Source organism: Escherichia sp. E4930, from assembly GCF_005845405.1.
In the GTDB taxonomy this organism is placed as follows: domain Bacteria; phylum Pseudomonadota; class Gammaproteobacteria; order Enterobacterales; family Enterobacteriaceae; genus Escherichia.
Map to the genome: position 1 here is coordinate 1 of NZ_VCDZ01000020.1, position 23044 is coordinate 23044.

The following is a 23044-nucleotide window of genomic DNA, read 5'->3' on the forward strand; positions in this document are numbered from 1 at the left end:
GCAGCCGCAACAACCGGTGGCGCCGCAGCCGCAGTATCAGCAGCCGCAATATCAGCAGCCGCAGCAACCGGTAGCGCCACAGCCGCAGGATACCCTGCTTCATCCGTTGTTAATGCGCAACGGTGATAGCCGTCCGTTGCATAAACCAACGACGCCACTACCCTCGCTGGATTTGCTGACACCACCGCCAAGCGAAGTTGAGCCAGTAGATACCTTTGCGCTTGAGCAAATGGCGCGTCTGGTAGAAGCACGGCTGGCCGATTTCCGCATTAAAGCTGATGTGGTCAATTATTCACCAGGGCCTGTAATCACCCGTTTTGAATTGAACCTGGCGCCGGGCGTAAAAGCCGCACGTATTTCTAACCTGTCACGCGACCTTGCCCGTTCATTGTCGACCGTGGCGGTGCGTGTGGTTGAAGTCATTCCTGGCAAACCTTACGTAGGTCTGGAGTTGCCGAACAAAAAACGACAAACCGTTTATCTGCGCGAAGTGCTGGATAACGCGAAGTTCCGTGATAACCCATCGCCGCTGACGATTGTTTTGGGTAAAGATATCGCAGGCGATCCGGTCGTAGCCGATCTGGCTAAAATGCCTCACTTGCTGGTTGCGGGGACCACTGGTTCCGGTAAGTCGGTGGGAGTAAACGCCATGATCCTGAGCATGCTCTATAAAGCGCAGCCGGAAGATGTTCGTTTCATTATGATCGACCCGAAAATGCTGGAGCTTTCGGTTTATGAAGGCATCCCGCATCTGTTAACGGAAGTCGTTACCGACATGAAAGATGCTGCCAACGCTCTGCGCTGGTGCGTAAATGAAATGGAACGCCGTTATAAGCTGATGTCGGCACTGGGAGTGCGTAATCTTGCGGGGTATAACGAAAAAATTGCTGAAGCGGACCGAATGATGCGTCCGATTCCAGACCCGTACTGGAAGCCAGGTGACAGTATGGATGCCCAGCATCCAGTGCTGAAAAAAGAGCCGTACATTGTAGTGCTGGTGGATGAATTTGCCGACCTGATGATGACGGTAGGTAAAAAAGTGGAAGAGTTGATTGCGCGTCTGGCGCAAAAAGCCCGTGCCGCAGGTATTCACCTCGTGCTGGCAACGCAGCGCCCTTCGGTGGATGTTATTACGGGGCTGATTAAAGCGAACATTCCAACCCGTATCGCCTTTACCGTATCCAGCAAGATCGACTCACGTACCATTCTTGATCAGGCTGGCGCGGAATCACTGCTTGGTATGGGGGATATGCTTTACTCCGGGCCGAACTCAACCATGCCGGTACGTGTCCATGGTGCTTTTGTTCGCGATCAGGAAGTTCATGCCGTGGTGCAGGACTGGAAAGCGCGTGGTCGTCCGCAGTATGTAGATGGCATCACCTCCGACAGCGAAAGCGAAGGCGGAGCTGGTGGTTTCGACGGTGCTGAAGAACTGGATCCGCTATTCGATCAGGCGGTGGCGTTTGTCACTGAAAAACGCAAAGCGTCTATTTCTGGTGTTCAGCGTCAGTTCCGCATCGGTTACAACCGTGCTGCACGCATTGTTGAACAGATGGAAGCGCAAGGGATCGTCAGCGAACAGGGTCACAACGGTAATCGTGAAGTACTGGCTCCGCCACCGTTTGACTAATTAGTGCATCGTAGGCCGGATAAGACGCAATAGCGTCGCATCCGGCACTCTATCAACTGAAAATTCAGTATTTTCTTCTTTCCTCAAGCTGATTATTAGCCTGGAATAGAGAGTAGAGGGAACTCCCGATCGGGAGTGACGTAATTTGAGGAACAATGATGAAAAAAATTGCCATCACCTGTGCATTACTCTCAAGTTTAGTGGCGTCCAGTGTTTGGGCTGATGCCGCAAGCGATCTGAAAAGCCGTCTGGATAAAGTCAGCAGCTTCCACGCCAGCTTCACACAAAAAGTGACTGACGGTAGCGGCGCGGCGGTGCAGGAAGGTCAGGGCGATCTGTGGGTGAAACGTCCAAACTTATTCAACTGGCATATGACTCAACCTGATGAAAGCATTCTGGTTTCTGATGGTAAAACACTGTGGTTCTATAACCCGTTTGTTGAACAGGCTACGGCGACCTGGCTGAAAGATGCCACCGGGAATACGCCATTTATGCTGATCGCACGTAACCAGTCCAGCGACTGGCAGCAGTACAACATCAAACAGAACGGCGATGATTTTGTCCTGACGCCGAAAGCCAGCAATGGCAATCTGAAGCAGTTCACTATTAACGTGGGCCGTGATGGCACCATCCATCAATTCAGCGCAGTGGAACAGGACGATCAACGCAGCAGTTATCAGCTGAAATCCCAGCAAAATGGGGCTGTGGATGCAGCGAAATTTACCTTCACCCCGCCGCAAGGCGTAACGGTAGATGATCAACGTAAGTAGAGGCACCTGAGTGAGCAATCTGTCGCTCGATTTTTCGGATAATACTTTTCAACCTCTGGCCGCACGTATGCGGCCAGAAAATTTAGCACAGTATATTGGCCAGCAACATTTGCTGGCTGCGGGGAAGCCGTTGCCGCGCGCTATCGAAGCCGGACATCTGCATTCCATGATCCTCTGGGGGCCGCCAGGTACCGGTAAAACTACCCTTGCCGAAGTGATCGCCCGCTATGCAAATGCTGATGTGGAACGTATTTCTGCTGTCACTTCTGGCGTGAAAGAAATTCGCGAAGCGATAGAGCGCGCGCGGCAAAACCGCAATGCCGGTCGCCGTACCATTTTGTTTGTCGATGAAGTGCATCGCTTTAATAAAAGCCAACAGGATGCGTTTCTGCCGCACATTGAAGATGGCACCATCACGTTTATTGGCGCAACCACTGAAAACCCGTCGTTTGAGCTTAATTCGGCGCTGCTTTCCCGTGCTCGTGTCTATTTGCTCAAATCCCTGACCACCGAAGATATAGAGCAAGTACTGACTCAGGCGATGGAAGACAAAACCCGCGGCTACGGTGGGCAGGATATTGTTCTGCCAGATGAAACACGCCGCGCGATTGCTGAACTGGTGAATGGCGACGCGCGCCGGGCGTTAAATACGCTGGAAATGATGGCGGATATGGCCGAAGTCGATGACAGCGGCAAACGTGTCCTGAAGCCTGAGTTACTCACCGAAATTGCTGGTGAGCGTAGCGCTCGTTTTGATAACAAAGGTGATCGCTTTTACGATCTGATTTCCGCGCTGCATAAATCGGTACGCGGTAGCGCACCTGATGCGGCGCTGTACTGGTATGCGCGGATTATTACTGCGGGCGGTGATCCGTTATATGTCGCTCGTCGCTGCCTTGCGATTGCTTCAGAAGATATCGGTAACGCCGATCCGCGGGCGATGCAGGTGGCGATTGCTGCCTGGGATTGCTTTACCCGCGTAGGTCCGGCAGAAGGTGAACGCGCCATTGCCCAGGCGATTGTTTATCTCGCTTGTGCGCCAAAAAGTAACGCTGTCTACACCGCGTTTAAAGCCGCGTTAGCTGATGCCCGTGAACGTCCGGATTATGACGTGCCGGTACACCTGCGTAATGCGCCAACCAAACTGATGAAGGAAATGGGCTACGGGCAGGAATATCGTTACGCCCACGATGAAGCAAACGCTTATGCTGCCGGTGAGGTTTACTTCCCGCCGGAAATAGCACAAACGCGCTATTATTTCCCGACAAACAGAGGCCTTGAAGGCAAGATTGGCGAAAAGCTCGCCTGGCTGGCTGAACAGGATCAAAATAGCCCCATAAAACGCTACCGTTAATGTTATCGTTGCGGTAATGTTGTTACTGTATCCCTGTGGTCGCAGGCTGTGGCCACATCTCCCATTTAATTCGATAAGCACAGGATAAGCATGCTCGATCCCAATCTGCTGCGTAATGAGCCAGACGCAGTCGCTGAAAAACTGGCACGCCGGGGCTTTAAGCTGGATGTAGATAAGCTGGGCGCTCTTGAAGAGCGTCGTAAAGTATTGCAGGTCAAAACGGAAAACCTGCAAGCAGAGCGTAACTCTCGATCGAAATCCATCGGCCAGGCGAAAGCGCGCGGGGAAGATATCGAGCCTTTACGTCTGGAAGTGAACAAACTGGGCGAAGAGCTGGATGCAGCAAAAGCCGAGCTGGATGCTTTACAGGCTGAAATTCGCGATATCGCGCTGACAATCCCTAACCTGCCTGCAGATGAAGTGCCGGTTGGTAAAGATGAAAATGACAACGTTGAAGTCAGCCGCTGGGGTACCCCGCGTGAATTTGACTTCGAAGTTCGTGACCACGTGACGCTGGGTGAAATGCACTCCGGCCTCGACTTTGCGGCAGCGGTTAAGCTGACAGGTTCGCGCTTTGTGGTGATGAAAGGGCAGATCGCTCGCATGCACCGCGCACTGTCGCAGTTTATGCTGGACCTGCACACCGAGCAGCATGGCTATAGCGAAAACTATGTCCCGTACCTGGTTAACCAGGATACGCTGTACGGTACGGGTCAGTTGCCGAAGTTTGCTGGCGATCTGTTCCATACTCGTCCGCTGGAAGAAGAAGCTGATACCAGTAACTACGCGCTGATCCCAACTGCAGAAGTTCCGCTGACCAACCTGGTTCGCGGTGAAATCATCGATGAAGATGATCTGCCGATCAAAATGACCGCTCATACCCCATGCTTCCGTTCTGAAGCCGGTTCTTATGGTCGTGATACCCGTGGTCTGATTCGTATGCACCAGTTCGACAAAGTTGAAATGGTTCAGATCGTGCGTCCGGAAGATTCAATGGCGGCACTTGAAGAGATGACTGGTCATGCGGAGAAAGTCCTGCAACTGCTGGGCCTGCCGTACCGCAAAATCATCCTTTGCACTGGCGACATGGGCTTTGGCGCTTGCAAAACTTACGACCTGGAAGTATGGATCCCGGCACAGAACACCTACCGCGAGATCTCTTCCTGCTCCAACGTCTGGGATTTCCAGGCGCGTCGTATGCAGGCACGTTGCCGCAGTAAGTCTGACAAGAAAACCCGTCTGGTTCATACCCTGAACGGTTCTGGTCTGGCTGTTGGTCGTACGCTGGTTGCGGTAATGGAAAACTATCAGCAGGCTGATGGTCGTATTGAAGTACCAGAAGTTCTGCGCCCGTATATGAACGGACTGGAATATATCGGCTAATATCCAACTATTCTGAATCTAAAAAAGCGCCTGCGGGCGCTTTTTTTATCTCCCTTTGATACCAAACAATAATTACAGCTGACTTAAGCGCAATACTACTTTCGAGTGAAAATCTACCTATCCCGTTGATTTTCAAATTATTCGATGTATACAAACCTATATAGCGCACCGCTATGAAAATAATTACACAAGACGGTTTGTTACTGGAATCAATCGTAAGCAAGCTTGAGTGAGCCATTATGAAAACGAAAATTCCTGATGCGGTATTGGCTGCTGAGGTGAGTCGCCGTGGTTTGGTAAAAACGACAGCGATCGGCGGCCTGGCGATGGCCAGCAGCGCGTTAACATTACCCTTTAGCCGGATTGCGCACGCTGCTAATAGTGTCGCTCCGGCAAATTCAGACGAAAAGGTGATATGGAGCGCCTGTACAGTTAACTGTGGCAGCCGCTGTCCGCTGCGTATGCATGTAGTGGACGGCGAAATCAAATATGTCGAAACGGATAATACCGGTGATGACAATTACGAAGGACTGCACCAGGTGCGCGCGTGCTTGCGTGGGCGTTCTATGCGTCGCCGCGTTTACAATCCCGACCGCCTGAAATATCCGATGAAACGAGTAGGTGCTCGCGGTGAAGGTAAGTTTGAGCGTATTAGTTGGGAAGAAGCCTACGATATCATCGCCACGAATATGCAGCGCCTGATAAAAGAGTACGGTAACGAATCCATCTATCTGAACTATGGTACCGGTACGCTGGGCGGTACCATGACCCGTTCCTGGCCGCCGGGAAATACTCTGGTAGCGCGTTTGATGAACTGCTGCGGCGGTTATCTGAACCATTATGGTGACTACTCCTCGGCGCAAATAGCCGAAGGTTTGAACTATACCTATGGCGGCTGGGCCGATGGCAACAGTCCGTCAGATATCGAAAACAGTAAACTGGTGGTGCTGTTTGGTAACAACCCTGGCGAGACGCGTATGAGCGGCGGCGGGGTGACTTATTACCTGGAGCAGGCGCGGCAAAAATCAAATGCACGTATGATCATTATCGATCCGCGCTATACCGATACGGGCGCCGGACGCGAAGATGAATGGATCCCGATTCGTCCGGGAACAGATGCGGCACTGGTTAACGGTCTGGCGTATGTCATGATCACCGAAAACCTGGTTGATCAGGAATTCCTCGACAAATATTGTGTCGGCTACGACGAAAAAACGTTGCCTGCCAGCGCGCCGAAAAATGGTCACTACAAAGCGTATATTCTGGGTGATGGGCCAGACGGTGTTGCTAAAACACCGGAATGGGCCTCGCAAATTACCGGTATCCCGGCAGATAAAATCATCAAACTTGCTCGTGAAATCGGTAGCACCAAACCGGCATTTATCAGCCAGGGGTGGGGGCCGCAGCGCCATGCCAATGGCGAAATCGCCACGCGTGCCATTTCGATGCTGGCAATCCTCACCGGGAATGTCGGTATTAGCGGTGGTAACAGCGGTGCGCGAGAAGGTTCATACAGCTTACCGTTTGTGCGGATGCCTACTCTGGAAAACCCGATTCAGACCAGCATTTCCATGTTTATGTGGACCGATGCCATTGAGCGTGGCCCGGAAATGACGGCACTGCGTGATGGTGTGCGCGGGAAAGATAAGCTGGATGTTCCGATCAAGATGATCTGGAACTATGCCGGTAACTGCCTGATTAACCAGCATTCGGAAATCAACCGTACCCATGAAATCCTCCAGGATGATAAGAAGTGTGAGCTGATTGTGGTTATCGACTGCCACATGACCTCATCGGCAAAATATGCTGACATCCTGCTGCCGGACTGCACTGCCTCCGAACAGATGGACTTTGCGCTGGATGCCTCCTGCGGGAATATGTCTTACGTCATTTTCAACGACCAGGTCATTAAACCGCGCTTTGAATGTAAGACTATCTATGAGATGACCAGCGAACTGGCAAAACGTCTTGGCGTCGAGCAACAGTTTACAGAAGGTCGTACCCAGGAAGAGTGGATGCGTCACCTGTATGCCCAGTCGCGCGAAGCGATTCCGGAACTGCCAACCTTTGAAGAGTTCCGCAAACAGGGGATCTTTAAAAAGCGCGATCCGCAAGGGCATCACGTTGCTTACAAAGCCTTCCGTGAAGATCCGCAGGCTAATCCATTGACCACGCCATCGGGCAAAATTGAGATCTATTCACAGGCGCTGGCTGATATTGCCGCCACCTGGGAATTGCCGGAAGGCGATGTGATCGATCCGCTACCGATCTATACACCGGGCTTTGAAAGTTATCAGGATCCGCTCAACAAACAGTATCCGCTGCAGCTTACGGGGTTCCATTACAAATCTCGTGTTCACTCGACTTACGGTAACGTAGACGTGCTGAAAGCAGCTTGCCGTCAGGAAATGTGGATCAACCCACTTGATGCGCAAAAACGTGGTATCAGCAACGGCGATAAGGTGCGGATCTTTAACGATCGTGGTGAAGTCCATATTGAGGCGAAAGTGACGCCACGAATGATGCCGGGCGTGGTCGCATTGGGCGAAGGTGCCTGGTATGACCCGGATGCGAAACGTGTCGATAAGGGCGGTTGTATTAACGTACTGACCACTCAACGTCCGTCTCCTCTTGCCAAGGGGAATCCATCACATACGAACCTTGTTCAGGTTGAAAAGGTGTAAGGAGTAACCGATGACAACCCAGTATGGATTTTTTATTGATTCCAGCCGTTGCACCGGTTGCAAAACCTGCGAGCTGGCCTGTAAAGACTACAAAGATCTGACGCCGGAAGTTAGTTTCCGCCGCATTTATGAATATGCTGGTGGAGACTGGCAGGAAGATAACGGCGTCTGGCATCAAAACGTATTTGCCTACTATTTGTCGATTTCATGCAACCACTGCGAAGATCCGGCTTGTACCAAAGTCTGCCCAAGCGGTGCGATGCATAAACGTGAAGATGGTTTTGTCGTTGTCGATGAAGATGTGTGTATTGGCTGTCGTTACTGCCATATGGCCTGCCCGTATGGCGCACCGCAGTACAACGCAACCAAAGGTCATATGACCAAATGTGATGGTTGCTATGACCGCGTCGCAGAAGGTAAAAAACCGATCTGCGTCGAATCTTGCCCGCTACGGGCGCTGGATTTCGGACCTATCGACGAGCTGCGTAAAAAACACGGCGATCTGGCGGCTGTTGCGCCGTTGCCGCGTGCGCACTTCACCAAACCGAATATTGTGATCAAACCTAACGCCAATAGCCGCCCAACCGGGGATACCACTGGCTATCTGGCAAACCCGAAGGAGGTGTGAGATGGGAAGTGGATGGCATGAATGGCCGTTGATGATCTTCACGGTCTTCGGGCAATGTGTGGCGGGCGGTTTTATCGTTCTGGCTTTGGCACTGCTCAAAGGTGACCTGCGAGCAGAAGCCCAGCAGCGTGTTATCGCCTGCATGTTTGGTTTATGGGTTCTGATGGGCATTGGGTTTATCGCCTCTATGCTCCATCTTGGCTCACCAATGCGCGCCTTTAACTCGCTTAACCGGGTAGGGGCTTCAGCACTGAGTAACGAAATCGCCAGCGGTTCGATCTTTTTTGCCGTAGGTGGAATCGGCTGGTTGTTGGCGATGCTGAAAAAATTGTCACCGGCATTACGCACGCTTTGGCTGGTGGTGACGATGGTTCTCGGCGTGGTCTTTGTCTGGATGATGGTGCGTGTCTATAACAGCATCGATACCGTACCGACCTGGTACAGCATCTGGACGCCGATGGGCTTCTTCCTGACCATGTTTATGGGCGGCCCGTTGCTGGGTTACCTGTTGCTGAGTCTTGCTGGCGTTGATGGCTGGGCGATGCGTCTGCTGCCTGCAATTTCCGTGTTGGCACTGGTGGTGAGTGGCGTGATGTCAGTAATGCAGGGCGCAGAACTGGCGACCATTCATAGTTCAGTGCAACAGGCTGCTGCACTGGTGCCTGACTACGGTGCGCTGATGTCCTGGCGGATTGTGCTTTTGGCCGTGGCACTGTGCTTGTGGATTGCACCGCAGGTGAAAGGCTTTCAGCCTGCGGTGCCTCTGCTTTCCGTATCATTCATCCTGCTTCTCGCAGGGGAATTAATCGGCCGCGGGGTATTCTACGGTTTGCATATGACCGTTGGCATGGCTGTTGCCAGTTAAGGTGTAATAACCGGGGTTTCGGCCCCGGTTATCTCTTATTTCTGTTTCGTTAACGTGTCATAACTGGTCATCAAATTACGATAATCAGGAATGTGATTAGAGAACAACGTTGCCAGTCCCTCAATATCGTTACGCCAGTCGCGGTGCAGTTCACAAGCCACGCCGAACCATGTCATCAATTGAGCGCCAGCTTGTGACATACGATCCCACGCTGAATGCCGGGTAATCTCGTTAAAGGTTCCAGAAGCGTCGGTTACCACAAAGACATCAAACCCTTCTTCAATAGCCGAAAGCGCCGGGAATGCTACGCAAACCTCGGTTACCACCCCTGCAATAATCAGTTGTTTTTTACCTGTCGCTTTAACTGCTTTGACAAAATCTTCGTTATCCCAGGCGTTAATATTTCCAGGACGCGCAATATAAGGCGCATCCGGAAACTGTGCTTTCAGCTCGGGGACTAATGGGCCGTTAGGGCCGGTTTCAAAACTGGTGGTGAGAATGGTGGGGAGATTGAAATATTTTGCTAAGTCACCCAGCGCCAGCACGTTATTTTTGAATTTGTCGGGGTCAATATCCCGCACAAGGGAAAGCAAACCAGCCTGGTGATCAACTAACAAAACAGCAGCATCATTTTTATCGAGACGAACATACGGTTTGGTCATTCTCTTCTCCTTTTGAGAGTCAGTGGTACGCCTGAAAGCGTTCAGACGCGATGCGTTGCCCTGAAAGCATAGACGGGAAATTCAGGTTTGCTGTGACCATGAAATTTTTCGACTGAACTAACCATATGAACTTTATGTTAGATCAATAAAAACAATTAGATGAGACTGATTATCTTTTCGTTATTAGTGTTATGAATGAGTAATATAAATCGATAATACAGCCGCTGCGTTATGTACGTATTTTCCCCCATTGACAATGTTTTGGTTGGTGGCATGATGCGCATGAAATTTGAACTTCCTCACGGTTTTAATTCATGTCCACGTATACCCGGCCTGTCATGCTCTTGCTGTCTGGCCTGCTTTTGTTGACTTTGGCGATTGCGGTGCTGAATACGCTCGTGCCTCTATGGCTCGCTCAGGAACACTTGCCCACATGGCAGGTCGGCGTTGTCAGCTCGTCATATTTTACAGGTAACCTCGTTGGTACCCTGCTAACAGGGTATGTCATTAAACGATTTGGGTTTAATCGTAGTTACTATCTGGCGTCGTTTATTTTTGCGGCTGGATGTGCCGGGCTTGGCCTTATGATTGGCTTCTGGAGCTGGCTTGCCTGGCGTTTCGTTGCAGGCGTTGGTTGCGCAATGATTTGGGTCGTGGTTGAAAGCGCGCTGATGTGCAGTGGGACGTCCCGTAACCGTGGGCGGCTGCTTGCTGCGTATATGATGGTTTATTACGTGGGGACGTTTTTAGGCCAGTTACTGGTCAGCAAAGTGTCGACTGAGCTGATGGCCGTGTTACCGTGGGCAACGGGTCTGATACTGGCAGGTATCTTACCGTTGTTGTTTACGCGTATTCTGAATCAGCAAACGGAAAAACATCCGGCTACGCCGATTACATCAATGCTTAAACTCCGTCAGGCACGGCTTGGGGTCAATGGCTGTATTATCTCCGGGATTGTCCTGGGTTCTCTGTATGGTCTGATGCCATTGTATCTTAACCATCAGGGGATCAATAACGCCAGCATCGGTTTCTGGATGGCTGTACTGGTCAGCGCAGGAATCCTTGGGCAGTGGCCTATTGGGCGTCTGGCGGATAAATTTGGTCGTCTACTGGTACTGCGCGTTCAGGTTTTTGTTGTCATTCTTGGTAGTATTGCAATGTTAAGCCAGGCCGCGATGGCGCCTTCATTGTTTATTCTTGGTGCTGCGGGGTTCACGCTGTATCCAGTAGCGATGGCCTGGGCTTGTGAGAAGGTTGAACATCATCAACTGGTGGCGATGAATCAGGCTTTACTGTTGAGTTATACAGTCGGTAGTCTGCTTGGTCCGTCTTTTACCGCCATACTGATGCAGAATTTTTCCGATAAACTGTTATTTATTATGATTGCCAGTGTGTCATTTATCTACTTGTTGATGCTGCTGCGTAACGCCAGTCATACACCCAAACCTGTCGCTCATGTGTAAATGAATTAGTGCAGAGTGTGAACATGCTGTATCGCACTCTGTTTTTTTTGTTTCCTCTATACAACTTGCTTTTACCAAATTTCATTTATGGAAAAATAAATTGTGCAGCAGGTTATAATTTTTCATTCCGCTATTTTCGTACTTCTTATTAGCCGCGCATAATCCCTCGTTTTACAGATATCTATTAAAAAAATAGCGAAGGATCGATCTATGGCTGGGAACGTTCAGGAAAAACAGTTGCGCTGGTACAACATTGCACTGATGTCTTTTATTACGGTTTGGGGATTTGGCAATGTTGTTAATAATTATGCCAACCAGGGGTTGGTCGTTGTTTTTTCATGGCTGTTTATATTTGCGCTCTATTTTACACCATATGCATTGATTGTCGGTCAGTTGGGGTCGACTTTTAAAGATGGGAAAGGCGGAGTCAGTACCTGGATTAAACACACAATGGGCCCCGGATTGGCTTATCTTGCCGCGTGGACCTATTGGGTGGTGCATATACCCTATCTGGCACAAAAACCACAGGCCATTCTGATTGCGCTCGGCTGGGCGATGAAAGGTGACGGTTCGTTAATCAAAGAATATTCAGTCGTAGCGTTACAGGGGTTAACGCTGGTGCTGTTTGTCTTCTTTATGTGGATCGCTTCACGTGGTATGAAATCGCTGAAAATCGTCGGTTCTGTGGCAGGGATTGCGATGTTTATCATGTCGCTCCTGTATGTGGCGATGGCAGTAACCGCGCCTGTGATTACTGAAGTGCATATTGCGACCACGAACATTACCTGGGAGACGTTCATTCCCCATATCGATTTTACCTACATTACCACTATTTCAATGCTGGTTTTCGCGGTTGGCGGTGCAGAGAAGATTTCTCCCTACGTTAATCAAACGCGCAACCCAGGAAAAGAATTTCCAAAAGGGATGCTATGCCTGGCGGTGATGGTTGCGGTTTGTGCCATTCTGGGCTCTCTCGCAATGGGGATGATGTTTGACTCGCGTAATATTCCTGATGACTTAATGACTAACGGTCAGTATTACGCTTTTCAGAAGCTGGGCGAGTATTACAACATGGGGAATACCCTAATGGTGATTTACGCCATTGCAAATACCCTGGGACAAGTCGCCGCTCTGGTGTTCTCCATCGATGCTCCTCTGAAAGTGTTATTAGGTGATGCGGATAGTAAATATATTCCTGCCAGATTGTGCCGGACCAATGATTCAGGTACACCGGTTAATGGTTATCTACTGACCCTGGTGCTGGTGGCGATTCTGATTATGCTGCCAACACTGGGTATTGGTGACATGAATAATCTCTACAAATGGCTGCTCAATTTGAACTCAGTAGTGATGCCACTGCGTTATTTGTGGGTGTTCGTGGCGTTTATTGCAGTAGTTCGACTGGCGCAGAAATATAAACCGGAATATGTATTTATTCGTAATAAGTCTCTGGCGATGACTGTCGGGATTTGGTGTTTTGCCTTTACTGCTTTTGCCTGTTTGACGGGGATCTTCCCGAAAATGGAAGCCTTCACTGCAGAGTGGACCTTCCAGCTAGCGCTGAATATCGCTACACCATTTGTGCTGGTGGGGTTGGGGTTGATATTCCCGCTATTGGCTCGTAAAGCGAATACGAACTAATCATTGTGGTTAGTTCTGCAGAATGAAGCGCGGAATAACAAAGCGGCAACTCAATAAAGTTGCCGCTTTACGGGGAAATTAGAACATTACTTTATGACCATATTGCTCAAGAATACCTTTCACGCGTTCCATGGTCTCTTTTTTCGGTGGTTTAACACCGTCGAGTTTATACTCTTCACCCATCGCCACCCATTTGTGTTTGCCCAGCTCGTGGTAGGGGAGAAGCTCGATTTTCTCAACGTTGCCCATATCACGGGTAAATTCACCGAGGCGATGCGCTGAATCGTCATCGTCAGACCAGCCTGGGACAACAACGTAGCGGATCCAGACCTTCACATTTTTGTTCGCCAGATATTTGGCGAACTCCAGCGTACGATGATTGGAAACGCCGACCAGATTCTGGTGGATCTCGTCGTTCATCTGTTTGAGATCGAGCATTACCAGATCGGTCACTTCCAGCAGTTCATCAATCACTGGATCGTAACGACGAACAAAGCCGTTGGTATCCAGGCAGGTATGAATGCCTTCTTTTTTGCAGGCGCGGAACCAGTCACGAACAAATTCAGCTTGCAGGATTGCTTCACCGCCGGATGCGGTAACGCCACCGCCTGAAGCATTCATAAAGTGGCGATAGGTCACCACCTCTTTCATTAAATCTTCAACGGTAACTTCTTTGCCGCCATGCGTGTCCCAGGTGTCGCGGTTATGGCAATACAGGCAGCGCATCAGGCAGCCCTGGAAAAAGGTGATAAAGCGAATACCCGGGCCGTCTACGGTTCCACAGGATTCAAAGGAGTGAATGCGACCAATAACTGACATTGCGGTGTTTCTCCAGATGTGGCCCATCTGAGGCCGTGTTGGTGCGCAGCTCGAAGGCTACGTCGAGTCTGTTTTGGCAGTTACCCTAAAGTATAGATAGCTGACAAAAAAGGCTCTCTTGCTAAAAAAGGCCCCACTTTCGTGGAGCCTTTATTGTACGCTTTTTACTGTAAGATTTCAGTCAAATCTAATTACATAGATTGAGTGAAGGTACGAGTAATAACGTCCTGCTGCTGTTCTTTAGTCAGCGAGTTGAAACGTACTGCGTAGCCAGATACACGGATGGTCAGCTGCGGATATTTTTCCGGGTTTTCCATCGCGTCGAGCAGCATTTCACGGTTCATCACGTTAACGTTCAGGTGCTGACCACCTTCGATGGACGCTTCGTGGTGGAAGTAACCATCCATCAGACCAGCCAGGTTGGTCTTACGAACTTCGTCGTCTTTACCCAGTGCGTTCGGAACGATAGAGAAGGTGTAAGAGATACCATCTTTAGCGTAAGCGAACGGCAGTTTAGCAACGGAAGTCAGGGAAGCTACAGCACCTTTCTGGTCACGGCCGTGCATCGGGTTAGCACCCGGTCCGAACGGCGCGCCAGCACGACGACCGTCTGGGGTGTTACCGGTTTTCTTACCATACACAACGTTAGAAGTGATGGTCAGAACAGACTGAGTCGGGATAGCGTCACGGTAGGTGTGCAGTTTCTGAATTTTCTTCATGAAACGTTCTACCAGGTCAACAGCCAGGTCATCTACACGCGGATCGTTGTTACCAAACTGCGGGTATTCGCCTTCGATTTCGAAGTCGATAGCCAGACCGTCTTCGTCACGAATCGGTTTAACTTTCGCATATTTGATTGCAGACAGGGAGTCAGCAGCAACGGACAGACCAGCGATACCACACGCCATGGTGCGGATAACGTCACGGTCGTGCAGCGCCATCAGAGAGGCTTCGTAGCTGTACTTGTCGTGCATGTAGTGGATGATGTTCAGTGCAGTGATGTACTGTTTAGCCAGCCAGTCCATGAAGTGATCCATGCGCTCCATCACTTCATCGTAGTTCAGGAGGTCGCCTTTGATCGGTTCAGACTTCGGACCAACTTGCATTTTCAGTTTTTCGTCAACGCCGCCGTTGATTGCGTACAGCATGGTTTTCGCCAGGTTTGCACGCGCACCGAAGAACTGCATTTGTTTACCAACGATCATCGGGCTTACGCAGCAAGCGATAGCGTAGTCATCGTTGTTGAAGTCCGGACGCATCAGGTCATCGTTCTCATACTGCAGAGAAGAGGTGTCGATGGACACTTTAGCGGCGAATTTCTTGAAGTTCAGCGGCAGTTTTTCAGACCACAGAATGGTCATGTTCGGTTCCGGAGACGGACCCATGGTGTACAGGGTGTTCAGGAAACGGAAGCTGTTTTTGGTAACCAGGGTACGACCGTCGAGGCCCATACCACCGATAGATTCGGTTGCCCAGATCGGGTCGCCAGAGAACAGTTCATCGTACTCCGGAGTACGCAGGAAGCGAACCATACGCAGTTTCATGACCAGGTGGTCAACCATTTCCTGCGCTTCTTGTTCGGTGATCTTGCCAGCTTTCAGGTCACGTTCGATGTACACATCCAGGAAGGTGGAGGTACGACCGAAGGACATTGCAGCACCGTTCTGAGACTTAACAGCAGCCAGGTAGCCGAAGTAAGTCCACTGGATAGCTTCCTGAGCGTTGGTAGCAGGACCAGAGATGTCGTAGCCGTATTTCGCAGCCATTTCTTTCATCTGACCCAGAGCGCGGTGCTGTTCAGCAATTTCTTCGCGCAGACGGATAGTTGCTTCCAGATTTACGCCGTTTTCCAGGTCAGCCTGCAGAGAGGTGAACTGTGCCAGTTTGTCTTTCATCAGGTAGTCGATACCGTACAGCGCAACGCGACGGTAGTCACCGATGATACGACCACGGCCATAAGCATCTGGCAGACCGGTCAGAACACCAGATTTACGGCAACGCAGGATGTCCGGAGTGTAAACGTCGAACACGCCCTGGTTGTGAGTTTTACGGTATTCAGTGAAGATTTTTTTGATCATCGGATCCAGTTCGCGGTTGTACGCTTTGCAGGAACCTTCGATCATTTTGATACCACCGAACGGGATAAGAGCACGTTTCAGCGGAGCTTCAGTTTGCAGACCAACGATTTTCTCAAGCTGCTTGTTGATGTAGCCAGCGTCGTGAGAGGTGATGGTGGAAGCAACAGCGGTGTCAAAGTCAACTGGCGCGTGAGTGCGGTTTTCCAGTTTAACGCCTTCCATTACTTTGTCCCACAGGGTGGTGGTCGCTTCAGTAGCGCCAGCCAGGAAGGACTCGTCACCCTCGTACGGAGTGTAGTTTTTCTGAATGAAGTCACGGACGTTTACTTCATTCTGCCAGTCACCTTTGGTAAAACCTTCCCAGGCTGTGGCTAACTTTTCATTAAGCTCGGACATGTAACACCTACCTTCTTAAGTGGATTTTTTATTTACTGCGTACTTCGACAACCATTAATGGTGATCGTTTTCACGCAGGTAAATGACCCAGTATGTCAACCCAACCAACAAACCACCGCCGATAATATTACCGATAGTAACCGGAATCAGGTTATCAGTGATGAAGTTCATCACGGTCAGGTGAGAAAAATTTTCCGGTGCAGAACCGACAGCGGTCCAGAATTCCGGAGATGCGAAGTCGCGGATTACAATACCCATCGGGATCATAAACATGTTTGCGATACTGTGCTCAAAACCGCTGGCAACAAACATCGCGACCGGCAGCACCATGATAAACGCTTTGTCCATCAGGCTGCGGCCAGAATAACTCATCCATACTGCCAGACATACCATCAGGTTTGCCAGGATACCAAGACAGACGGCCTCAATAAAAGTATGGTGCACTTTGTGGTCGGCGGTTTGTAGGACGTTTAGTCCCCATTGACCATTCGCGGTCATATATTCGCCAGAAAGCCACATTAAAAGTACAAACAGCAGCGCGCCGACCAGGTTGCCAAAATAGACATTTAGCCAGTTTTTCGCCAACTGGCCCCAGGTGATGCGCCCACTCGCCTTGGCAACAACAATCAACACTGTGGAAGTAAAGAGATCGGCTCCGCAGACAACACAAAGAATCAGCCCCAGAGAGAAGCAAATGCCGCCAACCAGTTTTGCCATGCCGAAGGGCATTGTGCCTGTGCCAGTGGTTGCTGTGATATAGAAGACGAATGCGATTGAGATGAAAACACCGGCGGTAATCGCCAGATAGAAAGTCTTAAGCGGATGTTTCGTTGCTTTATAGACACCTGCCTCTTCGGCCACTTTGGCCATTGCAGCAGGAAGTAAAAGATCAAAAGGGTTGTCAGCTTTCACACTAACTCTCTCTTTATTAAGTCGGCGACGAGATACTAACAAAGCATTATAGATGAGAAATTGATATAGATCATATCTCGCCTGGCTTATAGGCCCGTAACTCGCATGGTTTTTATGCAAATACGGAGTAAATATTTGATTATCCAAATAAAAATAAATTTTAAAAATTAACAAATGAGTTGAATTTTTTCCGCATCCTCCGCTAAAACAGTTAATTAAAAGGGAGCATCAGGCGAATAAAGTAACAATATCGATCGTATTTATTAAATATAAATTACCGATATTTAACCTTATAATTACAATTATTTTATTAATGCAAATATATGTAAAGCGGGGCATTAAAAAAACGCCCCGTAATATAACTCAGACGAATCATTAAGCCTACATTGCGTAGGCTATTTGATTTTATTTTGCCCAGAATGCTGCTTTGGCGCGCTGCAGCTTTTCGTAGGCCTTCAACAACGACTGATGTGCAGCAAACGCGTGCAGATCGCTATCTACTGGTTGCAGGCCATAAAACGCCGCTTCGCCGCTCATTGCCGCACTGGCGGCTTCTACGGCATCTGCGCCGTACATGCGAACAAACGCATTTAGATATTGCAGCGGCTGGCGATCTTCTTCCTGTGCCAGTAATAACAACGTTTGCAGGCAACGATAATAGTTGGCGCGTTCCGGACTAAATACTGATGAGTTAAACTCCATCGTCCATTCGGTCCAGACCAGAGCCTGTTCCAGATCGCCACCAGCCAGCGCCAGCATGGCTTTTAATTCACCGATACGCAGGGTGTACCAACCGTTATCCGGTCCGGTCGCCAGACCCAGCAGCTCACGCACGCGGGTAAAGTCATCAAAACCTTCTTCATCCAGTTGCTCGATGAGGTTCAGGTAATCTTCCTTTTCCCACTCGCTACCGGGCAGTGACAGAATTGTTTCCCGTAAATGGCTGCCCATACCGTTATTTGCCAGCCATAAATCTTCAGCCGGATAAATATCGGACATGCCAGGCACGATAATTCGGCAAGCGTAGACACCCAGATGCTCGTAATCGGCAATATAAACTTCTTTATCTTCCTTTTTGAAGATAGCCATCAGCGTGGCGAACTCTTCTTCCGTGGTGCCGGAGAAGCTCCAGTCCACAAACGGATAATCGGCATCCTGCTTGAACAGGTCCCAGGAGATCAAACCGCTGGAGTCGATAAAGTGCGTTTCGAGGTTGGTATGTTCAGCGACTTCTTCATCATCGAATGTTGGCGGAGTAAACACATCCAGGTCTTTCAAACCGCGGCCTTGCAGCAGTTCGGTCACGGTACGTTCTAGAGCAACGCCAAAATCAGGATGCGCACCGAAAGAGGCAAAGCAGGTGCCGTTAGCTGGATTGAACAGTACCACGCAGATCACCGGATATTGACCGCCAAGCGAACCATCATAAGCAAAGATTGGGAAACCTTCTGCTTCCAGTGTTTCGATGGCTTCAACCACCGCTGGGTAACGCGCCAGCACGTCTGCCGGGATCTCTGGCAGGCTGATGCTTTCAGCAATAATTCGGTTTTTCACGTAGCGTTCGAAAACTTCAGACAATCCCTGAACGCGTGCTTCGTTGCGGGTATTACCTGCGGACATACCGTTGGAGACGTACAGGTTACCAATGATATTCATCGGAATATAAACGGTCTGATTGTCGGACTGACGCGTAAACGGCAGGCCGCAAATACCACGATCTTCGTTACCGGATTGCAGGTCAATCAGCATGCTACCGGTCAGTTCATTTTCCGGATCGTAAAATGCGCGCAGACGGTCATCGAGCAGCCCTTCTGGCACATCGTCATTTTCGGTCAGTGGGAACCATTTTTCGTTGGGATAATGCACGAACGGACCGTTGGCGATGGTTTCGCCCAGCCAGAAGTCCGCAAAAAAGTAGTTGGTAGACAGACGCTCGAAATATTCACCGAGGGCAGAAGCCAGCGCCGCTTTTTTGGTTGCGCCTTTGCCGTTGGTAAAACACAGGGCGCACTCTTTGTCGCGAATGTGCACAGACCAGACGTTAGGGACCGGATTCAGCCAGGAGGCTTCTTCAATCTGAAAACCGAGGTCGGAGAGTTTTTGCTGGAAGCGAGCGATGGAATCTTCCAGTGCGGCATCTTTGCCGGGGATAAATGTTTGCGTCATGAAAATCACTTTAGTCGTACGGAAAGCGCGCAATAATACGGGTTTTATCTCAAAGGTGCTATCACCGCCGCCACGCTGATGAACTGTTAGCTATGCTTTTAGCGGATAAACTACGATAAGAGCATAAAAATGAAGGCGTTCGATCTCCACCGTATGGCATTCGATAAAGTGCCTTTTGATTTCCTTGGCGAAGTTGCACTACGCAGTCTCTATACCTTTGTGTTGGTCTTTTTGTTCCTCAAAATGACAGGGAGACGCGGCGTGCGGCAAATGTCGCTATTTGAAGTATTAATCATTCTGACGCTGGGGTCGGCGGCAGGGGATGTGGCGTTTTATGATGATGTGCCGATGGTCCCGGTGCTTATCGTCTTTATTACTCTGGCGTTGTTATACCGCCTGGTAATGTGGTTGATGGCGCACAGTGAAAAACTGGAAGATTTGCTGGAAGGTAAACCGGTTGTCATTATTGAAGATGGCGAGCTGGCTTGGTCGAAACTCAATAACTCCAACATGACGGAATTTGAGTTCTTTATGGAACTACGGTTGCGTGGCGTGGAACAACTGGGGCAGGTGCGTCTGGCTATTCTCGAAACCAATGGCCAAATTAGCGTCTATTTCTTTGAAAATGACAAAGTAAAACCAGGCTTACTTATTTTACCCAGTGACTGTACTCAGCGTTACAAAGTGGTGCCGGAGTCGGCGGACTATGCATGCATCCGTTGCAGTGAAATCATTCATATGAACGCGGGGGAAAAACAATTATGTCCGCGCTGTGCAAATCCAGAATGGACGAAGGCAAGTCGGGCAAAACGGGTGACCTGACAGTAAAAACATCGGCTTTTTGCTAATAATCCGAGAGATTCTTTTGTGTGATGCAAGCCACATTTTTGCCCTCAACGGTTTTACTCATTGCGATGTGTGTCACTGAATGATAAAACCGATAGCCACAGGAATAATGTATTACCTGTGGTCGCAATCGATTGACCGCGGGTTAATAGCAACGCAACGTGGTGAGGGGAAATGGCTCAAATCTTCAATTTTAGTTCTGGTCCGGCAATGCTGCCGGCAGAGGTGCTTAAACAGGCTCAACAGGAACTGCGCGACTGGAACGGTCTTGGTACGTCGGTGATGGAAGTGAGTCACCGTGGCAAAGAGTTCATTCAGGTTGCAGAGGAAGCCGAGAAGGATTTTCGTGATCTTCTTAATATCCCCTCCAACTACAAAGTATTGTTCTGCCACGGCGGCGGTCGCGGTCAGTTTGCTGCTGTACCGCTGAATATTCTTGGTGATAAAACCACCGCAGATTATGTTGATGCCGGTTACTGGGCGGCAAGTGCCATTAAAGAAGCGAAAAAATACTGCACGCCTAATGTCTTTGACGCCAAAGTGACTGTTGATGGTCTGCGCGCGGTTAAGCCAATGCGTGAATGGCAGCTCTCTGATAATGCTGCTTATATGCATTACTGCCCGAATGAAACCATTGATGGTATCGCCATCGACGAAACGCCAGACTTCGGCAAAGATGTGGTGGTCGCTGCCGACTTCTCTTCAACCATTCTTTCCCGTCCGATTGATGTCAGCCGTTATGGCGTAATTTACGCTGGCGCACAGAAAAATATCGGCCCGGCTGGCCTGACAATCGTCATCGTTCGTGAAGATTTGCTGGGCAAAGCGAATATCGCTTGTCCGTCGATTCTGGATTATTCCATCCTCAACGATAACGACTCCATGTTTAACACGCCGCCAACGTTTGCCTGGTATCTGTCTGGTCTGGTCTTCAAATGGCTGAAAGCGAACGGCGGTGTGGTTGCAATGGATAAGATCAATCAGCAAAAAGCAGAACTGCTGTATGGGGTGATTGATAACAGCGATTTCTACCGCAATGATGTGGCGAAAGCTAACCGTTCGCGGATGAACGTGCCGTTCCAGTTGGCGGATAGCGCGCTTGATAAATTGTTCCTCGAAGAGTCTTTCGCTGCGGGCTTACATGCGCTGAAAGGTCACCGTGTGGTCGGCGGAATGCGTGCTTCTATTTATAACGCCATGCCGCTGGAAGGCGTTAAAGCACTGACAGACTTCATGGTTGAGTTCGAACGTCGTCACGGCTAATGCCGACATTTTGCGTAATCCCCACAGCCAGACTGTGGGGTTTTTATTTCTGTTGTAGAGAGTTGAGTTCATGGAATCCCTGACGTTGCACCCCATCGCCCGTGTCGATGGCACTATTAATCTGCCTGGTTCCAAGAGCGTTTCTAACCGCGCTTTATTGCTGGCGGCATTAGCACACGGCAAAACAGTATTAACTAATCTGCTGGATAGCGATGACGTGCGCCATATGCTGAATGCATTAACAGCGTTAGGGGTAAGCTATACGCTTTCAGCCGATCGTACGCGTTGCGAAATTATCGGTAACGGCGGTCCATTACACGCAGAAGGTGCCTTGGAGTTGTTCCTCGGTAACGCCGGAACGGCAATGCGTCCGCTGGCGGCAGCTCTTTGTCTGGGTAGCAATGATATTGTGCTGACCGGTGAGCCGCGTATGAAAGAGCGCCCGATTGGTCATCTGGTGGATGCGCTGCGCCTGGGCGGGGCGAAGATCACTTACCTGGAACAAGAAAATTATCCGCCGTTGCGTTTACAGGGCGGCTTTACTGGCGGCAACGTTGACGTTGATGGCTCCGTTTCCAGCCAGTTCCTCACCGCACTGTTAATGACTGCGCCTCTTGCGCCGAAAGATACAGTTATTCGTATTAAAGGCGATCTGGTTTCTAAACCTTATATCGATATCACGCTCAACCTGATGAAAACGTTTGGTGTTGAGATTGAAAATCAGCACTATCAACAATTTGTCGTAAAAGGGGGGCAGTCTTATCAGTCTCCGGGTACTTATTTGGTCGAAGGAGATGCATCTTCAGCTTCTTACTTCCTTGCAGCAGCAGCAATCAAAGGCGGCACGGTAAAAGTGACCGGCATTGGACGCAACAGTATGCAGGGCGATATTCGATTTGCTGATGTACTGGAAAAAATGGGGGCGACCATTAGCTGGGGCGATGATTATATTGCCTGCACGTGTGGCGAACTGAACGCCATCGATATGGATATGAACCATATTCCCGATGCGGCGATGACCATTGCCACGACGGCGTTATTTGCAAAAGGCACAACCACGCTGCGCAATATTTATAACTGGCGCGTAAAAGAAACGGATCGCCTGTTCGCGATGGCAACAGAGCTACGTAAAGTCGGTGCAGAAGTTGAAGAGGGGCACGATTTCATTCGCATAACTCCACCGGAAAAACTGAACTTTGCCGAGATCGCGACATACAATGATCACCGGATGGCGATGTGTTTCTCGCTGGTGGCATTGTCAGATACGCCAGTGACGATTCTTGACCCCAAATGTACGGCTAAAACCTTCCCGGATTACTTCGAACAACTGGCGCGGATAAGCCAACCAGCTTGAATAACGGGCGATAAATAGACAAATATTTCTTTCTAAAAACGTCGGCACATTGCCGGCGTTTTTTTTTCGGACCTTGTGAGTCATTTTGAACAGTGGTAACGTCGATTATCAATGTAACTTATTGATACAT

The 23044-nt window shown here is 49.8% G+C and carries 16 protein-coding genes and 1 pseudogene; 12 read left to right on the forward strand and 5 right to left on the reverse strand.

Translation table 11 applies throughout. The features are described 5' to 3' along the window. The 7 genes and pseudogenes from ftsK to dmsC form a co-directional block, all read left to right on the forward strand. A pseudogene (gene ftsK, locus FFT88_RS19630) lies at positions 1 to 1630 on the forward strand (DNA translocase FtsK); the annotation flags it as partial. A gap of 158 nt (positions 1631 to 1788) precedes the next feature. Continuing rightward, on the forward strand, positions 1789 to 2400 hold the full coding sequence (lolA, locus tag FFT88_RS19635; protein ID WP_001295343.1) for an outer membrane lipoprotein chaperone LolA: 612 nt from the start codon (positions 1789 to 1791) through the stop codon (positions 2398 to 2400). Between the two features lie 10 nt (positions 2401 to 2410). Beyond that, positions 2411 to 3754, forward strand: coding sequence for a replication-associated recombination protein RarA (gene rarA, locus FFT88_RS19640; protein WP_130205287.1), 1344 nt, complete (start codon positions 2411 to 2413; stop codon positions 3752 to 3754). A gap of 90 nt (positions 3755 to 3844) precedes the next feature. After that, the gene (gene serS, locus FFT88_RS19645; protein WP_000886683.1) at positions 3845 to 5137 is read left to right on the forward strand and encodes a serine--tRNA ligase; all 1293 of its coding nucleotides are present in this window, start codon (positions 3845 to 3847) and stop codon (positions 5135 to 5137) included. 239 nt (positions 5138 to 5376) lie between these two features. Further along, on the forward strand, positions 5377 to 7821 hold the full coding sequence (gene dmsA, locus FFT88_RS19650; RefSeq protein ID WP_135404499.1) for a dimethylsulfoxide reductase subunit A: 2445 nt from the start codon (positions 5377 to 5379) through the stop codon (positions 7819 to 7821). Between the two features lie 10 nt (positions 7822 to 7831). Continuing rightward, positions 7832 to 8449: a dimethylsulfoxide reductase iron-sulfur subunit DmsB gene (dmsB, locus tag FFT88_RS19655; protein WP_000213094.1), complete on the forward strand. Its 618-nt coding sequence runs from the start codon at positions 7832 to 7834 to the stop codon at positions 8447 to 8449. 1 nt (position 8450) lies between these two features. Continuing rightward, positions 8451 to 9314, forward strand: coding sequence for a dimethyl sulfoxide reductase anchor subunit DmsC (dmsC, locus tag FFT88_RS19660; protein ID WP_130205291.1), 864 nt, complete (start codon positions 8451 to 8453; stop codon positions 9312 to 9314). Between the two features lie 35 nt (positions 9315 to 9349). Here dmsC and ycaC read toward each other — a convergent pair whose 3' ends face one another. Continuing rightward, a complete protein-coding gene (gene ycaC, locus FFT88_RS19665; protein ID WP_012133028.1) occupies positions 9350 to 9976 on the reverse strand; it encodes an isochorismate family cysteine hydrolase YcaC in 627 nt (208 codons plus the stop codon). A gap of 314 nt (positions 9977 to 10290) precedes the next feature. Here ycaC and FFT88_RS19670 point away from each other — a divergent pair, with 314 nt between their 5' ends. Further along, positions 10291 to 11439, forward strand: a complete 1149-nt coding sequence (locus FFT88_RS19670) for an MFS transporter (RefSeq protein WP_135404498.1) — start codon at positions 10291 to 10293, stop codon at positions 11437 to 11439. Between the two features lie 210 nt (positions 11440 to 11649). Further along, complete coding sequence (locus FFT88_RS19675) at positions 11650 to 13080, forward strand: amino acid permease (RefSeq protein ID WP_135404497.1); 1431 nt, start codon at positions 11650 to 11652, stop codon at positions 13078 to 13080. 78 nt (positions 13081 to 13158) lie between these two features. Here the strand turns inward: FFT88_RS19675 and pflA are convergent, their stop codons facing one another. The 4 genes from pflA to ycaO all read right to left on the reverse strand — a co-directional run bounded on the left by pflA (position 13159) and on the right by ycaO (position 19451). Further along, positions 13159 to 13899: a pyruvate formate lyase 1-activating protein gene (gene pflA, locus FFT88_RS19680; protein WP_000111043.1), complete on the reverse strand. Its 741-nt coding sequence runs from the start codon at positions 13897 to 13899 to the stop codon at positions 13159 to 13161. A 191-nt stretch (positions 13900 to 14090) separates the two neighbouring features. Further along, entirely contained in the window at positions 14091 to 16373 is a 2283-nt protein-coding gene (pflB, locus tag FFT88_RS19685) for a formate C-acetyltransferase (protein ID WP_130258236.1), read from the reverse strand. Positions 16374 to 16427: 54 nt separating this feature from the next. Further along, complete coding sequence (gene focA / locus FFT88_RS19690; protein ID WP_000642546.1) at positions 16428 to 17285, reverse strand: formate transporter FocA; 858 nt, start codon at positions 17283 to 17285, stop codon at positions 16428 to 16430. A 405-nt stretch (positions 17286 to 17690) separates the two neighbouring features. Then, entirely contained in the window at positions 17691 to 19451 is a 1761-nt protein-coding gene (ycaO, locus tag FFT88_RS19695; RefSeq protein WP_135404496.1) for a 30S ribosomal protein S12 methylthiotransferase accessory factor YcaO, read from the reverse strand. Positions 19452 to 19580: 129 nt separating this feature from the next. On the opposite strand from ycaO, the gene FFT88_RS19700 reads away from it, so the two are divergent. The 3 genes from FFT88_RS19700 to aroA all read left to right on the forward strand — a co-directional run bounded on the left by FFT88_RS19700 (position 19581) and on the right by aroA (position 22914). Continuing rightward, entirely contained in the window at positions 19581 to 20273 is a 693-nt protein-coding gene (locus FFT88_RS19700) for a DUF421 domain-containing protein (RefSeq protein ID WP_130205321.1), read from the forward strand. Positions 20274 to 20471: 198 nt separating this feature from the next. Further along, on the forward strand, positions 20472 to 21560 hold the full coding sequence (gene serC, locus FFT88_RS19705; RefSeq protein WP_022645462.1) for a 3-phosphoserine/phosphohydroxythreonine transaminase: 1089 nt from the start codon (positions 20472 to 20474) through the stop codon (positions 21558 to 21560). Positions 21561 to 21630: 70 nt separating this feature from the next. Next, on the forward strand, positions 21631 to 22914 hold the full coding sequence (aroA, locus tag FFT88_RS19710; protein ID WP_135404495.1) for a 3-phosphoshikimate 1-carboxyvinyltransferase: 1284 nt from the start codon (positions 21631 to 21633) through the stop codon (positions 22912 to 22914). Positions 22915 to 23044: the final 130 nt, after the last annotated feature.

Bases quoted from the DNA above. Each gene is read 5' to 3' on its own strand.
- FFT88_RS19670 (WP_135404498.1), top strand. From the start codon at position 10,291: ATGTCCACGTATACCCGGCCTGTCATGCTCTTGCTGTCTGGCCTGCTT.
- pflA (WP_000111043.1), bottom strand. From the start codon at position 13,899: ATGTCAGTTATTGGTCGCATTCACTCCTTTGAATCCTGTGGAACCGTA.
- dmsC (WP_130205291.1), top strand. From the start codon at position 8,451: ATGGGAAGTGGATGGCATGAATGGCCGTTGATGATCTTCACGGTCTTC.
- ycaC (WP_012133028.1), bottom strand. From the start codon at position 9,976: ATGACCAAACCGTATGTTCGTCTCGATAAAAATGATGCTGCTGTTTTG.
- dmsA (WP_135404499.1), top strand. From the start codon at position 5,377: ATGAAAACGAAAATTCCTGATGCGGTATTGGCTGCTGAGGTGAGTCGC.
- pflB (WP_130258236.1), bottom strand. From the start codon at position 16,373: ATGTCCGAGCTTAATGAAAAGTTAGCCACAGCCTGGGAAGGTTTTACC.
- serS (WP_000886683.1), top strand. From the start codon at position 3,845: ATGCTCGATCCCAATCTGCTGCGTAATGAGCCAGACGCAGTCGCTGAA.
- FFT88_RS19675 (WP_135404497.1), top strand. From the start codon at position 11,650: ATGGCTGGGAACGTTCAGGAAAAACAGTTGCGCTGGTACAACATTGCA.
- FFT88_RS19700 (WP_130205321.1), top strand. From the start codon at position 19,581: ATGAAGGCGTTCGATCTCCACCGTATGGCATTCGATAAAGTGCCTTTT.
- dmsB (WP_000213094.1), top strand. From the start codon at position 7,832: ATGACAACCCAGTATGGATTTTTTATTGATTCCAGCCGTTGCACCGGT.
- lolA (WP_001295343.1), top strand. From the start codon at position 1,789: ATGAAAAAAATTGCCATCACCTGTGCATTACTCTCAAGTTTAGTGGCG.
- serC (WP_022645462.1), top strand. From the start codon at position 20,472: ATGGCTCAAATCTTCAATTTTAGTTCTGGTCCGGCAATGCTGCCGGCA.
- aroA (WP_135404495.1), top strand. From the start codon at position 21,631: ATGGAATCCCTGACGTTGCACCCCATCGCCCGTGTCGATGGCACTATT.
- ycaO (WP_135404496.1), bottom strand. From the start codon at position 19,451: ATGACGCAAACATTTATCCCCGGCAAAGATGCCGCACTGGAAGATTCC.